Origin of the sequence: Streptomyces sp. Qhu_M48, assembly GCF_051305195.1 — a bacterium.
GTDB lineage: Bacteria > Actinomycetota > Actinomycetes > Streptomycetales > Streptomycetaceae > Streptomyces.
In genome coordinates, this window is the sequence record NZ_CP195432.1 from 2237782 (window position 1) to 2250550 (window position 12769).

At 73.2% G+C, this 12769-nt stretch carries 15 protein-coding genes; 5 read left to right on the top strand and 10 right to left on the bottom strand.

Annotation, left to right across the window (positions count from 1 at the left end):
• Positions 1-9: 9 nt before the first annotated feature.
• From ACRRSS_RS10390 to ACRRSS_RS10400, 3 genes are all read right to left on the bottom strand, one after another.
• Positions 10-726 carry a DsbA family oxidoreductase gene (locus tag ACRRSS_RS10390; protein WP_435970929.1) on the bottom strand — a complete coding sequence of 239 codons (717 nt, stop codon included), beginning with the start codon at positions 724-726 and terminating at the stop codon, positions 10-12.
• A gap of 37 nt (positions 727-763) precedes the next feature.
• Positions 764-1564, bottom strand: a complete 801-nt coding sequence (locus ACRRSS_RS10395) for an MBL fold metallo-hydrolase (protein WP_435970930.1) — start codon at positions 1562-1564, stop codon at positions 764-766.
• An 89-nt stretch (positions 1565-1653) separates the two neighbouring features.
• Positions 1654-2592 carry a DMT family transporter gene (locus ACRRSS_RS10400; RefSeq protein ID WP_435970931.1) on the bottom strand — a complete coding sequence of 313 codons (939 nt, stop codon included), beginning with the start codon at positions 2590-2592 and terminating at the stop codon, positions 1654-1656.
• A gap of 122 nt (positions 2593-2714) precedes the next feature.
• On the opposite strand from ACRRSS_RS10400, the gene ACRRSS_RS10405 reads away from it, so the two are divergent.
• On the top strand, positions 2715-3377 hold the full coding sequence (locus ACRRSS_RS10405; protein ID WP_351900018.1) for a TetR/AcrR family transcriptional regulator: 663 nt from the start codon (positions 2715-2717) through the stop codon (positions 3375-3377).
• Between the two features lie 210 nt (positions 3378-3587).
• On the opposite strand, the gene ACRRSS_RS10410 is transcribed toward ACRRSS_RS10405, so the two are convergent.
• The 4 genes from ACRRSS_RS10410 to ACRRSS_RS10425 all read right to left on the bottom strand — a co-directional run bounded on the left by ACRRSS_RS10410 (position 3588) and on the right by ACRRSS_RS10425 (position 6848).
• Complete coding sequence (locus ACRRSS_RS10410) at positions 3588-4262, bottom strand: TetR family transcriptional regulator (protein WP_435970932.1); 675 nt, start codon at positions 4260-4262, stop codon at positions 3588-3590.
• 214 nt (positions 4263-4476) lie between these two features.
• Complete coding sequence (locus ACRRSS_RS10415; RefSeq protein WP_435970933.1) at positions 4477-5391, bottom strand: DMT family transporter; 915 nt, start codon at positions 5389-5391, stop codon at positions 4477-4479.
• Positions 5392-5447: 56 nt separating this feature from the next.
• On the bottom strand, positions 5448-6143 hold the full coding sequence (locus ACRRSS_RS10420) for an ArsR/SmtB family transcription factor (protein WP_435970934.1): 696 nt from the start codon (positions 6141-6143) through the stop codon (positions 5448-5450).
• A gap of 18 nt (positions 6144-6161) precedes the next feature.
• The gene (locus ACRRSS_RS10425; RefSeq protein ID WP_435970935.1) at positions 6162-6848 is read right to left on the bottom strand and encodes a TetR/AcrR family transcriptional regulator; all 687 of its coding nucleotides are present in this window, start codon (positions 6846-6848) and stop codon (positions 6162-6164) included.
• A gap of 83 nt (positions 6849-6931) precedes the next feature.
• Here ACRRSS_RS10425 and ACRRSS_RS10430 point away from each other — a divergent pair, with 83 nt between their 5' ends.
• The 3 genes from ACRRSS_RS10430 (at position 6932) to ACRRSS_RS10440 (ending at position 9220) form a co-directional block, all read left to right on the top strand.
• Positions 6932-8083 carry an acyl-CoA dehydrogenase family protein gene (locus tag ACRRSS_RS10430; protein ID WP_435970936.1) on the top strand — a complete coding sequence of 384 codons (1152 nt, stop codon included), beginning with the start codon at positions 6932-6934 and terminating at the stop codon, positions 8081-8083.
• 67 nt (positions 8084-8150) lie between these two features.
• A complete protein-coding gene (locus tag ACRRSS_RS10435; RefSeq protein ID WP_351973625.1) occupies positions 8151-8438 on the top strand; it encodes a YiaA/YiaB family inner membrane protein in 288 nt (95 codons plus the stop codon).
• 155 nt (positions 8439-8593) lie between these two features.
• Positions 8594-9220 carry a TetR/AcrR family transcriptional regulator gene (locus ACRRSS_RS10440; RefSeq protein ID WP_435970937.1) on the top strand — a complete coding sequence of 209 codons (627 nt, stop codon included), beginning with the start codon at positions 8594-8596 and terminating at the stop codon, positions 9218-9220.
• Here the strand turns inward: ACRRSS_RS10440 and ACRRSS_RS10445 are convergent.
• Positions 9211-9672, bottom strand: coding sequence for a MaoC family dehydratase (locus tag ACRRSS_RS10445; RefSeq protein WP_435970938.1), 462 nt, complete (start codon positions 9670-9672; stop codon positions 9211-9213). The genes ACRRSS_RS10440 and ACRRSS_RS10445 overlap by 10 nt on opposite strands.
• 160 nt (positions 9673-9832) lie before the next feature.
• Here ACRRSS_RS10445 and soxR point away from each other — a divergent pair, with 160 nt between their 5' ends.
• Positions 9833-10315, top strand: coding sequence for a redox-sensitive transcriptional activator SoxR (gene soxR, locus ACRRSS_RS10450; RefSeq protein ID WP_435970939.1), 483 nt, complete (start codon positions 9833-9835; stop codon positions 10313-10315).
• Positions 10316-10644: 329 nt separating this feature from the next.
• Here the strand turns inward: soxR and ACRRSS_RS10455 are convergent, their stop codons facing one another.
• Positions 10645-11259: a hypothetical protein gene (locus ACRRSS_RS10455; RefSeq protein WP_435970940.1), complete on the bottom strand. Its 615-nt coding sequence runs from the start codon at positions 11257-11259 to the stop codon at positions 10645-10647.
• Between the two features lie 159 nt (positions 11260-11418).
• A complete protein-coding gene (locus tag ACRRSS_RS10460) occupies positions 11419-12750 on the bottom strand; it encodes a serine-threonine protein kinase (protein WP_435975296.1) in 1332 nt (443 codons plus the stop codon).
• Positions 12751-12769: the final 19 nt, after the last annotated feature.

Genomic DNA, 12769 nt, shown 5'->3' on the forward strand with positions numbered 1-12769 from the left:
CCTTTTCAACTATTCAGTGGCGGCCCGCAGCAGGATGTCCTCGTACACCTTCGGGTCGTCCGAGCCGATCACCGGCCAGCCGATGCCGTACGCGCCCTCCCAGCCCACGTCGATGCCCGGGTTGGGGTGGTCGGAGCCGTCGGGCAGGAACAGGTGCGGGCTGCAGTCGACCCGGTCGCTCGCGGACAGCGCCGCCTGGTCCGCCAGCGTCCGGCGCGCCCGTCCGTCGTCCAGCGCCTCGGTGAGGGCGCCGACGTCGATCACGCCGGTGTCCGCGGCCACGTCCAGGATGACCTTGCGGTGGCTGATGCAGCGGGACTCGGCCCAGAACGCCCGGCGCAGCCCGAGGTCGAGCCGCTCCGACGCGTGCAGGCTCTGCTCCTTGGCGGCGAGCACCGCTTCGAGGGCCGGGAGGGTCGTGGAGGGGTAGAGCCAGTCCTTGGCCTGCCAGAGCTGCCACCCGGCACCCGGCTCCAGGCTGGCCATCCGGGCCACCTCGCTGTCCGTGCCGGGGCGCGGGCTCGGGGCGTCGTTGAGCAGTTCCAGCGGGAAGGCCCGCAGGTCGAAGGAGACCTGCTCCTCCAGGCCGAGCCGGGCGCGGGTGGCGTGCAGCCGGTGGATCGCGATGTGCGCGAAGGAACACCAGATGTCGGAGAAGACGGTGACGACTCCGCGCGGCGGGGTGAGATCCGCGGTCGTCGGGTCGGCGGTGGTCGGGTCGGGCATGGTTCTCCTCGGTTCGTACGCGGGCGGAGCGGGGAGCTCAGCCGGCGGGGGACTCGACGGCGTCGAGCGCCGCCTCCAGGTCGAGGTCGGCGTCGGGCAGCCAGGCGGGCAGGGAAGGTATACGGGCCATCGCCTCGAACAGCCGGGGCACGGCGTCCTCGCGGACGGTCGGTCCATGGGCGCTCAGCAGCTTCGCGGGGCGCAGTCCGGCCAGCTCGCGCACCGGCCGCAGGAACTTCGCCTCGTCGACGAGCGCGGTCCACGGGGCTATCGCCCGGTTCAGGACGTCGAATCCGTGGAAGAACTCCGCCTCGGAGAGGTCGGTGAACTCCTGGCTGATTTCCTCGACGACGGTCCCGAAACTGTCGGAACTGTAGAGCGTTCCATCGGAATGGTCGAACACGGCGAGGGTCCCGGGTGAATCGAATGTGGGCGGCCGGTGAAAACTCAGCTCACGGTCGCCGACTTTCACCCGGCTTCCCGGATTCGCGGTCACCACCCGTTCCTGCGGAATGCCGAACTCTTCCGATATTCGCGTCAGCGATATGGCGTTGGCGAGCACCGTGGCGTTCGGCGCGGCCTTTAGGATCCGGGCGAGGGCGCCGGTGTGGTCGCGGTCGTCGTGGGTGACGACGACCCAGCGCAGATCGGCCGGCTCGACGAGCGACCAGAGGGAGTCGAGGAAGCCCTCCCGGTCGACGGGCATGCCGGTGTCCACGAGGAGCGGCTCGCCGGACCGGAGGAGGAAGGCGTTCACCGGCTGGTCGCCGAGGCCGGGGATGGGCAGCGCCGAGGGGAGGACGTGAAGGTCCGGCCCGGCGGTGTAGGACGCTTTCATGACACACCTTTCATGGCGCACCGTCTTCATGACGCACCGTGCGGGCCGTGGCCCCCCGGGTGGGGTCCCGGGGGAAGCGACGGCCTCGGTCAGACGAGCTGGATGGTCAGCGAACCGGCGATGAGCAGGGCGAGGCCCAGGGCGCGCGGCTTCGTGAGGGAGCGCTGGGGGAGCTTGAACAGGCCCTTGTGGTCGATCAGGGCCGAGGTGAGCTGCTGCCCCGTCACGGTGAGCGCGATGGTCACGGCCGCCCCGATGGAGGGGATGAGCAGGAAGGTGCCGGTGACGTAGGCGGCGGCGCAGGCGCCACCGAGCCAGCCCCACCAGGGCATCTTCTTCAGCGGGGCGATCTTGGGCTTCGGCGTCCTGCGGGTCGCGTAGAGCACGAGCAGGACGACGGCGATGGTGAACGTCGCCACGGCGAAGCTGATCACGGCGACGGTGATGGGCTCCTTGATCTGGGCGCGCAGCTGGGCGTTGACCGCGCCCTGGACGGGCAGCACGGCACCTGCGACGACACCGAGCGCGAGCCAGCCGGCGCGGCCGGCGCTCGACATTCTGGGGGCGCCGGGAGGGGCGGCGGCCTTCATGCCCCGGATGATCACGACGATGCCGGCGAGGACGGCGACGGCGCCGACGACGATCCCGGCGCTCAGGTCCTTCCGCTCCAGGCCGAGGAGGCCGAAGAGGTCGAGGGCGAGCGAGGCGAACATCTGGCCGGTGACGAAGAGCCCGACGGCGGCGAGGGCGCCGAGCCGTGGGAAGAGCAGGATGCCGCTGGTGATGTAGAGCGGACTGGCCAGTCCGCCCAGCAGCTGCCAGGCCTCGACGTCGGGCAGTCTGCCGAGCGCGCCGAGGGCTCCGGCCACCACCGCGAGCACGGTCAGCAGACCGGTCGCGACGCCGAGCTGGATGGTCGAGGCGCCGTACGGGGTGCCGACGGCCGAGTTGAGCTGGAGGTTCACCGAGGCCTGGACGGCCAGGAGGCAGCCGACCAGCAGGGCCGCGGCGAGGAGCGCGGTGTGCATCTTGATCTCCCTGGGGCGGGATGGCGAGCAGGTAAGTGGACACTAAGTCCGTTTAGCATGCCATGGGACACGGCAAACGGACAAGATGTCCACTTAGCTTCAGGGGAAGTAAGGTCTGGTCCATGAGCGACGACGAGCAGCGCGGACGTGGCGCCGCCTCCGTGCACCGGGTCGGCGGGCTCCTTGGCGATCTTCAGGCCGCGGACGAACAGCCGGTCGCCCCGCGCAGACGCGCGGACGCGGAACGCAACCGTGCCCAGATCCTGGCCGCGGCCGAGCAGCTCTTCGCCGCACAGGACCCGCGGACGGTCACCATGGACCGGATCGCCAAGGCCGCGGGCGTGGGCCGCGCCACGCTCTACCGGAGCTTCCCCGACCCGTCGTCGGTCGCCGTCGCGCTGCTCGACGAGCACGAGCGCCGGCTCCAGGGGCAGCTCATCTACGGCCCGCCGCCGCTCGGGCCCGGCGCGCCGGCGGGGGAGCGGCTCGCCGCGTTCTACCTGGCGATGCTCGATCTGCTGGAACGTCATCTGCCGCTGGCGCTCGGCGCGGAGACCGGCCCCGCGCGCTTCCGGACCGGCGCCTACGGCTTCTGGCGCGTCCATGTCCGCACCCTGCTCGTCGACCACGGGGTCCGGGACCCCGACCCGCTGATCGACATCGCGCTCAGCCCGCTGTCACCCGAGCTCTTCCAGTTCCAGCGGCACGAGCTCGGCCTCTCGACCGAGCGCATCGGCTGCTCCCTGGCGGACTTCGCCCGCCAGCTGCTGCGCTCGGGGGAATGAACCGGAGCCCCGGCCGGCGGGCCGGGGCGGGTGGGGCCGACGGGCGGACCCGCGGTCGGGTCGGGTCGGAACGTGGATCCGCGGTCGGGTCGGGACGGAACGCGGATCCGTGGTCGGCCGGTGGCGGAGGGCGGATCCGCGCGCGGGAGGGCCCCGGCGAGGGTGGCCCCGGCGAGGGCGGGGTCCGTCAGGCCCGATCGGCGGGGTGCCCTAGGCGCCGCGCGGGCGGCCCGTCGGATGGACCAGGCCCGGCAGGATCAACTGCCAGATACGGGAGAGCCGTTGCTCCGCGGGGCCGCGCAGCGCCCCGTTCTCGGCGGTCCTTGGCTCGTTCGCGGGCCAGAACTCGTCGCCGGGCGGGTGGGGGCGGCGCATCTCCAGCTCGACCCCGGTGATCACATAGCCGAGGAGCGCGGCCACCGCGGTGGCGTCCACGCCCGGGCGCAGGGCCTTCTCGGCCTCGGCGAAGCGCGCCAGACGCGAGACCTCGCGCCGCCAAGGGCAGTCCCCGGAGAGCCCGGGGTCGGTTAACTGCAGCTCGCGCGCGAGGCGTTCCCCGGCGCGCGCCATCGGATCGGTCTCGAAGAGCCGGATCAACGCGTGCGTGGCGAGCACCAGTTTGTCGATCGCGGTGCCGCCCACGCCCTCCGTGGAGAGGCAGGCCGATTCGACCGTGATCCGTGTGACCGCGTGGGCCCGCCCGCGGACCGCCGTCGCCAGATCCGCCTTCGTCGCGAAGTGGAAGACGAGCGCGCCCGTGGTCACCCGTGCCTCGCCGGCGATCCTCGCCAGGGACGCCCGCTCGTAGCCGAGCCCGTCGAACACCCTCGCGGCCGCCGACAGGATCTCCTGTCTCGTCCGCTCCGCCCGCTGTTGAATCGCCATGAGCTCCCCCGTCGGCTTGCGAGAAGGTGCCGGAGCGTAATGTTCCGGCCCGCGCCTGTGACCGACTCGAAACTATCCGGCCGGGAGGCCACGAAACGTGGCCTCCCGACCCACCGGCCGAAACTGGGGCTTGACGGGCATCTCCCTTCCAGGTCGAGGGCGCCGCCCCCACGCCGCCCCTCCGTGAAGTGACCGGAACCGGGGGTATGGCCTGTCAGGTGGATTCGGCCGTTCCGGAGACGGCGGATGACCGCGTCCGCGAGCGGGATACGGCCACCCCGGCGAGGCACAGCGCGCCCCCGGCCAGCGTGAGCGGCCCCGGCAGCTCACCCAGGAACACCCACGCCATCAGGACGACGAGCGCGGGTACGGCGTAGGTCGTCGCGCCCATGCGTCCCGCGGTGGTACGGGCCAGGGCGTAGGCCCAGGTCGTGAACGCGAGCGCGGTCGGGAAGACCCCCAGGTAGATCATGTTCAGGGTCGCGGACAGCGGCGCGCGCCCGGCCTCCTCGACCAGCCGCCCGGCGAACGGCAGACAGGCCACCGCCCCCACCAGGCACCCGAAGGTCGTCACCTGCAGCGCGCTGCCGTGGGCGAGCGCCGGCTTCTGGGCCACGACCCCGCCCGCGTACGCCATCGCCGCGAGCACGCAGAGCAGCACCCCGAGGACCGACGCGTGCCCGCCCGCGGGCGAACGGGACATAGAAAGCCCCACGGTCACCGCGCCCGCGAAGGACACCGCCATGCCCGCGAGCAGCCGGGGCGGCAGGGACTCCTTCAGGAACCGCGCGCCGAGCAGTGCGATCAGGATCGGCCCGATGTTCACCACCATCGCCGCCGTGCCCGCGTCGACCTCCTGCTCGCCCCAGTTGAGCACCACCATGTACACCCCGAACCAGAGCAGGCCCGAGACGACGATCCCCGGCCAGGCCGCCCGGGGCGGCAGCCCCTCGCGCCGGACCAGGAGCACGGCCCCGAGGACCAGGACCCCGGCGAGCAGCCGCCCGAGCGCGAGGGCTCCGGGGGAGTAGGCCGCCCCCGCGCTGCGGATGGAGACGAAGGCGGAGGCCCACAGGACGACGGTGACACCGGCGGCGGCGATCGCGAGCCGCGAGGATTGCTTCTGCATGGGTAGACCGTAGGGTGCGGACACTTCGGCGCTCACCGCACTGTCGCCCGCCCGTTTCACCGCAGGTCCGCCGGGTCGATGCCCAGGGACGCGCGCAGCGCGCTCTCGCCCGCCTCGGTCACCTTCACGGCCCGCTCGGACCCGATCCGTACGCACCACCCGGCGTCCAGCGCGTGCCGGCACAGCTCGGCGCCCGCGACCCCCGCGAGGTGCGGCCGCCGCTCGGTCCAGTCGAGACAGCCGCGCGCGACGGGCCGCCGCCCCCGGCGTACGAGGGGGACGCCCAGCTCGTCGAACCAGGCCAGGCCGCGGTCCGTGAGCGCGAACCCGGTGTCCTGGCGCAGCAGTCCGCGCGTGGTCATCGCCTCGGTGACGGTGATGCCGAGCCGTCCGGCGAGATGGTCGTAGCAGGTACGGCCCCGGGCCATCGCCCGTCCGGCGTTCGCGGCCCGCAGCGAGCGGGGCGGCGCGGTCACCGCCGGCTCGGAGCGGGCGGCCAGCTCCTCGACGAGGTGCGCGATCCCGGGGCCGGCGAGCCGTACGTACCGGTGGCGGCCCTGGCGTTCCTGCGTCAGGACGCCGCCGGTGACGAGTTTCCCGAGGTGTTCACTGGCGGTGGAGGGCGCCACGCGCGCGTGCCGGGCGAGTTCTCCGGCGGTCCAGGCCCGTCCGTCGAGCAGGGCGAGCAGGAACGCGGCGCGGGTCTCGTCCGCGAAGAGCGCCGCGAACGCGGCGAGGTCACTGGCAGCCATGCGTCCAGCGTCCCGTACTCACGCTTCGGCGGCGGCCGAACCGTCACCCGACGACGCCCAGGAGGCCCCGCCCCGTGCCTCGTACTGGAGCCGCAGCCCGTCGAGCAGCGCCCGCAGGCCCGTGTCGAAGGCGCCCTCGTCGACCTTCTGGCGGTGCTCCGCGAGGAGGTGCGCCTGGCCGAGGTGGGGGTAGTCGGCGGGGTCGTAGGCCGTCTCGTCGTCCACGAAGCCGCGGGCGAAGGAGCCGAGGGCGGAGCCGGTGATGAAGTACCGCATCAGCGCGCCGATGGAGGTGGCCTGGGCGGGCGGCCAGCCGGCCCGGACCATCGCGCCGAAGACGGCGTCAGCGACGCGCAGGCCCGCCGGGCGGCGACCGGGGCCCTGGGCGAGGACCGGCACGATGTGCGGGTGGTCGGCGAGGGCGGCGCGGTAGGAGACGGCCCAGTCGTGCAGCGCCGTCAGCCAGTCGCGCCCGTCGGACTCCGCGAACATCGACAGATCGATCTTCGCGCTGACCGCGTCGGCGACCGCGTCGAGGATCTCGTCCTTCGTGCGGAAGTGGTTGTAGAGCGAGGGGCCGCTCACTCCGAGCTCGCCCGCGAGCCGCCGGGTCGAGAGCGCGCCGAGCCCTTCCGCGTCCACGAGCGCGCCCGCCGTCTCGACGATGCGTTCTCGGCTGAGCAGGGGCTTGCGCGGTCGGGCCATGGCGCACATAGTAGGCCTGCGCAATAAAACTAGCAGTGGTAATTAACGAGCGGCCGGGCAGCGCCCGGGTGAGGGGTGACACGGTGGATCTGGCGCTGAGCGAGGAGCAGGAAGCCGTCCGGCGGCTCGCCGAGGACTTCGTCGCACGCGAGGTCACCCCGCACGCCGTCGCGTGGGACCGCGCCGAGGAGGTCGACCGGGCCATCGTGAAGAAGCTCGGCGCCGTCGGCTTCCTGGGACTCACCGTCCCGGAGGAGTACGGCGGTTCGGGCGGCGACCACCTCGCGTACTGCCTCGTGACCGAGGAACTGGGCCGCGGCGACTCCTCCGTGCGCGGCATCGTCTCCGTCTCGCTCGGCCTCGTGGCCAAGACCGTCGCCTCCTGGGGCACCGAGGAGCAGAAGCGGAGCTGGCTGCCCCGGCTCGCGTCCGGCGAGGCGCTCGGCTGCTTCGGCCTCACCGAGCCCGGCACCGGATCCGACGCCGGCAACCTCGCCACCCGGGCGGTGCGGGACGGCGACGACTACGTCGTCAACGGCACCAAGATGTTCATCACCAACGGCACCTGGGCCGATGTCGTGCTGCTCTTCGCCCGTACCAACGACACCCCCGGTCACCAGGGCGTCTCCGCCTTCCTCGTCCCCGCCGACACCCCCGGCCTCACCCGCCGGCCGGTCCACGGCAAGCTCGGCCTGCGCGGCCAGGCCACCGCCGAACTGGTCCTGGAGGACGTCCGCGTCCCGGCCGCCGCGATGCTCGGCCCCGAGGGCAAGGGCTTCGCCGTGGCCATGTCCGCCCTCGCCAAGGGCCGTATGTCGGTCGCGGCGGGCTGCGTCGGCATCGCCCAGGCCGCCCTCGACGCCGCCGTGCGGTACGCGGGGGAGCGCGAGCAGTTCGGGAAGCCCATCGCCTCGTACCAGCTCGTGCAGGAACTCATCACCGACATCGCCGTCGACGTGGACGCCGCCCGGCTGCTGACCTGGCGGGTCGCCGACCTGATCGACCGGGGCCAGGACTTCGCCACCGCCGCCTCCAAGGCCAAGCTGTACGCCTCCGAGGCCGCCGTCCGCGCCGCGAACAACGCCCTCCAGGTCTTCGGCGGCTACGGCTACATCGACGAGTACCCGGTCGGGAAGCTGCTCCGCGACGCGCGCGTCATGACCCTGTACGAGGGCACCAGCCAGATCCAGAAGCTCATCATCGGCCGGGCACTGACGGGGGTCTCCGCCTTCTGAGGTCTGAGTACCGGGCTGAGTACGCGGACGGATGTGGCGCCTGCCACATCCGTCCGATGCTGTGCCCATGAGCGACACACCGGTCAAGCAGCAGAACACCGCCGCCTACTACATGCAGGCTGTCATCTCCTTCGGGATCGCGATCGCGGCCGTGTCCATCGGGGTCTACCAGCTCGACGCGAGCGCCTGGGTCCGCGCCTTCCTCGCCGTCTCGGTCCTCTACCTCACGACCTCGGCCTTCACGCTCGCCAAGGTCGTCCGTGACCGGCAGGAGGCCGGCCAGATCGTCAGCCGGGTCGACCAGGCCCGCCTGGAGAAGCTCCTCGCCGAGCACGACCCCTTCCAGAAGCTCTGAGCCGTCGACCGCTGCCCGCCGCTGCCCACAGCCACCGGCCGCTGCCGATCGGCGGCGATCGGTACCGATCGGCATCGATCGGGCATCGATCTCTAAGCGCTTGCTCACCCTCGTTGTATGGTGTTCGTCCTGACGGGGTCGAGAGGGAGTGTGGGATGAGCGCGGCGGAGCAGACGCCCGGGGGCGAGGACATGCCCTGGGGCGAGGTCACGCCCGAGGCGGCCCGGCGACTGCTGGTGGCCGCCGTCGAGGCGTTCGCCGAGCGCGGCTACCACGCCACCACCACCCGGGACATCGCCGGCCGCGCCGGCATGAGCCCGGCCGCGCTCTACATCCACTACAAGACCAAGGAAGAGCTGCTCCACCGGATCAGCCGGATCGGTCACGACAAGGCCCTGGAGATCCTCCGGGCCGCGGCGGGCGGCGACGGCACGGCCGCCGAGCGCCTCGCCGACGCCGTGCGCTCCTTCGTCCGCTGGCACGCCGAGCGCCACACCACCGCGCGGGTCGTCCAGTACGAGCTCGACGCCCTCGGCGCCGAGCACCGCGCCGAGATCGTCGAGCTGCGCCGCGAGTCCGACGCCGCGGTGCGCGGGATCATCAACGAGGGTGTTGCGGCGGGCGAGTTCGACGTGCCGGACGTCCCCGGCACCACGGTCGCCGTGCTCTCCCTCTGCATCGACGTCTCGCGCTGGTTCAACACCCAGGGACGCCGGACGCCCGACGAGGTCGGCGCGCTCTACGCCGACCTCGTCCTCAGGATGGTCGGCGCTCAGAAGTAGTAGCGGGACACCGATTCGGCGACGCAGGCCGGCTTCTCGGCGCCCTCGCGCTCCACGGTCACGGCCGCCGTCACCTGCACGCCGCCGCCCGCCTCCTCGACCTTCGTCAGGACGGCCGTGGCGCGCAGCCGCGAGCCGACCGGGACCGGGGCGGGGAAACGCACCTTCTCGGTGCCGTAGTTGATGCCCATCTTCATGCCCTCGACGGACAGGATCTGCGGGACGAACACCGGCAGCAGGGAGAGCGTCAGATAACCGTGCGCGATGGTCGCGCCGAACGGCCCGTCGGCGGCGCGCTCCGGGTCGACGTGGATCCACTGGTGGTCGCCGGTGGCCTCGGCGAAGAGGTCGATGCGCTTCTGGTCGATCTCCAGCCAGTCGCTGTGCCCCAACTGCTCGCCGACCCCCGCGCGCAACTCCTCGGCGGAGGTGAAGATCCTCGGCTCGGCCATGTCCCTGCTCCCTCTCGTCACGCCTTCTCCGGCTCTCCGGCTCCCCGTCCCGGGCTCCCCGGTCGCGCTGTCTAAGCGCTTGCTCAGCATGTGGGGGTGAGGGGCGCTCTGTCAACGGATCCGTGGGGGGCGGCGCCGGCCGACCAGTAGGGTTGACGGGGTGCCGCAGATTCCAGAGAAGATCCACGAACTCACCGTCGGTCAGCTCTCCGCCCGTAGCGGGGCCGCCGTCTCCGCCCTGCACTTCTACGAGGCGAAGGGGCTCATCAACAGCCGCCGCACCACCGGCAACCAGCGCCGCTACGGCCGCGACACCCTGCGCCGGGTCGCCTTCGTCCGGGCCGCGCAGCGGGTGGGCATCCCGCTGGCCACGATCCGTGAGGCGCTCTCCCAGCTCCCGGAGGAGCGCACGCCCACCAACGAGGACTGGGCCAGACTCTCGGCCGCCTGGCGCACCGAACTCGACGAGCGCATCAAGCAACTGGGCCGGCTCCGCGACCACCTGACGGACTGCATCGGCTGCGGCTGTCTGTCGCTGGAGAACTGCGTCCTGTCCAACCCCGACGACGCCTTCGGCGAGCGGATGGCCGGCTCCCGCCTGCTGCCGGTCCGCCGGACCGCCTCGGACGGGGATGACGGCTAGGCCGTGGGCGGACGGCGCCGCGTTCCGGGCAGGGCCCAGGCCCTGACCCACCGGACGCGCCGGAGCGCGGAGGCACGGAGCGGGTGCGGTCCGCCCGTAGGGGACAGCGGCGGGGTCGGCCCGCCTGTCCGGGGCCGGGCCGCGGCCAGGCGTGGTCGGCGCGCAGGGGGCCGAGTGGACCGGTCTGCCCGTCCGGGGGCCGCGGCGGGCCGGTCCCTCCGTACGGGAGCGCGGCGCGGGCCCCGGCCTCGGCCCCGCGCTCCGGGAGCGCCGCCCTCCTCCGGGGCCGGCCCGTGCCGGTCGACCGGCACGAGGTCGTGCCCCGGCGTTCACGCCGCCGAGGCCAGCGACCGGACGCGCTCCCCGCGGGCGCGGGCCAGCGCCCCCGAGGTGAGCACCGAGCGCGGCACGCCCACCCCGCAGTCCCCGCACACCGGACCGAGCCACGGCTCGGGGGCGTCGCCCGGACCGGCCCACGCGATCCGGGGTCCCGCGCACACCGGGCAGCCCTCGCCCGGTCCGCGTTCCAGGGCCGAGATCAGCCTCCGCAGCACCTCCGGCAGCGGGTCCGAGGGGTGCACGGCCGGATCGCCGCACTTCACCACCCCGTTGCCGCCCCAGACCCGCCGGTGCCAGTCGTCGAGCGCCCCGGGCCGGCGCAGGCCCTCGTGCTTCTCCCGCCGCCGCCGGGCGGCGAACCTCTCCTCGTACGCGAGCCACAGGGCCCGCGCCTCCTCAAGCTCGTCGAGCGCGGCGATCAGCCGCCCGGGGTCGAGCTCCCGGTCCTCGGGTCCGAACCTGTGCCTGCGGCACAGGTGGTCCCACGTAGCCCGGTGCCCGTACGGCGCGAACCGCTCCAGACACTTGCGCAGGGAGTACCTGCGCAGGGCCGTGTCGCACCCAGGATCGCGCACCTGTCTCGCGAGACTCCGGAACCCGGCCATCTCCCGCCACCTCCGTCGCTGGTCCTTCCGCGGTATCAGAGGGACGAACGAGCGCGCTCCCGTGTTCCATCGAAATTCGGATGGGACCCATCAACGGTGCGCGAGGTGCTCCCGGGAACCTGGCGGAACCGAGCCGTCCGGTGAGCTCCGCCGACCCGTCTACCGCCCGATGCGGGACGCCGACACCACCACCCGGGCCAGCTCGGGGCGGCAGACGTCGCTGTGCGAACGGACCACGTCCGCCACGTCCACGTTCACGCACCCCGAGGCCGGCACCCCCTGACGCAGCACCGTCGCCAAGGTCCGCACCACCGTCCCCGGCACCGCCTGGACGCCGTCGTGCCCGATCGCCCCCCAGCGCGGATCGCCGGTGTCGAGCAGCCCGGCCGGGGCGCCGATCGAGGCCCCGGAAGGCCCGGCCCCGGAAGGCCCGGCCCCGGAAGGCCCGGCCCCGGAAGGCCCGGCACCAGAAAGCCCGGCGCCGGAAGGCTCCGCCCCGAGCCGTTCCGTCCCGAGCGACGCCGAGTCGCCCGCGAGCCGGGACGCCAGCGGATACATCACCCCGAGCGCCGTGTCATGCCGCGAGTAGCAGGCCACCACGGGCCCCCGGACCCGCTGCCGCACGTCCCGCAGCGAGCCTGAGCGCCCGGCGTCGTGCGGCAGCCGCGCGGCGAACGCGTAGTGGGAGAAGGCCCCCTGGAGCAGGGTCACCGAGGCGACCGGACGGGCCCCGGTGGGCAGCCCCTTCAGCGCGTACGCGACGAGCCGGGCGCCCATGCTGTGGCCCACCAGGTGGACGCGGAGTCCCGGAGCGGCCCGGGCGACCTCGCCGAGCAGCGGTCCCAGGCCGGCCTCGCCGACCTGCCCGGCCCGTCTCTTCATCACGTAGTACGTGGCCTGCCGCAGGACCTCCCTGGCGCCCTTCCAGTACCGCTTGAGCCCCTCGCCGAAGCCCTCGGCGGGAGCACCCTCCACCGCCTCCACCGCCTCCGTGAACCGCGCGCACACCTCCACCGGGTCCGCGACCAGGAACCCCGGCACCCGCTCCCCGGCCCCGGCCGCGGCTTCCCGGCCGCCGCCGGGCGCGAGGTCCGCCAACTCCCGCAGCAGCGCGCCGAACTCGGCGAACGCGCTCTCCTCCGCCGGTGCCGTCACGAGGAGTTCCGTGAGCCGGTCGAGGACCGGCTCCTTCTCCGGGAGGACCCGTACGAGGGCCCGGTAGTCGGGGACCGGCTCGTCCGTGAACATCATCGAGGGCCAGATCACCCCCGCGTACCCCGCCTCGACCCCGGGCGCGAGCAGCCCGGGGAAGGGGGCGAAGAAGTCCGAGCAGAGCCGGGTCGCGCCCGACGGCGAGCTGTTCCACCCGTGCGCGAACAGCACCAGGTCGGAGACGCCCTGCCGGGCGAGCCCGGCGAGAGCCGAAGCCTGCCCCGGGGGGCCGTCGCCGTCCTTGTCGAAGGTGATCTCCCGGTAGGGCTCCACGCTCATTCCGGCCACGGCACGACCG

What these genes read in the sequence shown, in the direction of transcription:
- ACRRSS_RS10415 (WP_435970933.1), bottom strand. Translation starts at nt 5,391, where the DNA reads ATGCAGAAGCAATCCTCGCGGCTCGCGATCGCCGCCGCCGGTGTCACC.
- ACRRSS_RS10395 (WP_435970930.1), bottom strand. Translation starts at nt 1,564, where the DNA reads ATGAAAGCGTCCTACACCGCCGGGCCGGACCTTCACGTCCTCCCCTCG.
- ACRRSS_RS10410 (WP_435970932.1), bottom strand. Translation starts at nt 4,262, where the DNA reads ATGGCGATTCAACAGCGGGCGGAGCGGACGAGACAGGAGATCCTGTCG.
- ACRRSS_RS10420 (WP_435970934.1), bottom strand. Translation starts at nt 6,143, where the DNA reads ATGGCTGCCAGTGACCTCGCCGCGTTCGCGGCGCTCTTCGCGGACGAG.
- ACRRSS_RS10400 (WP_435970931.1), bottom strand. Translation starts at nt 2,592, where the DNA reads ATGCACACCGCGCTCCTCGCCGCGGCCCTGCTGGTCGGCTGCCTCCTG.
- ACRRSS_RS10460 (WP_435975296.1), bottom strand. Translation starts at nt 12,750, where the DNA reads ATGAGCGTGGAGCCCTACCGGGAGATCACCTTCGACAAGGACGGCGAC.
- ACRRSS_RS10440 (WP_435970937.1), top strand. Translation starts at nt 8,594, where the DNA reads ATGAGCGCGGCGGAGCAGACGCCCGGGGGCGAGGACATGCCCTGGGGC.
- ACRRSS_RS10445 (WP_435970938.1), bottom strand. Translation starts at nt 9,672, where the DNA reads ATGGCCGAGCCGAGGATCTTCACCTCCGCCGAGGAGTTGCGCGCGGGG.
- ACRRSS_RS10425 (WP_435970935.1), bottom strand. Translation starts at nt 6,848, where the DNA reads ATGGCCCGACCGCGCAAGCCCCTGCTCAGCCGAGAACGCATCGTCGAG.
- ACRRSS_RS10390 (WP_435970929.1), bottom strand. Translation starts at nt 726, where the DNA reads ATGCCCGACCCGACCACCGCCGACCCGACGACCGCGGATCTCACCCCG.
- ACRRSS_RS10435 (WP_351973625.1), top strand. Translation starts at nt 8,151, where the DNA reads ATGAGCGACACACCGGTCAAGCAGCAGAACACCGCCGCCTACTACATG.
- ACRRSS_RS10455 (WP_435970940.1), bottom strand. Translation starts at nt 11,259, where the DNA reads ATGGCCGGGTTCCGGAGTCTCGCGAGACAGGTGCGCGATCCTGGGTGC.
- ACRRSS_RS10405 (WP_351900018.1), top strand. Translation starts at nt 2,715, where the DNA reads ATGAGCGACGACGAGCAGCGCGGACGTGGCGCCGCCTCCGTGCACCGG.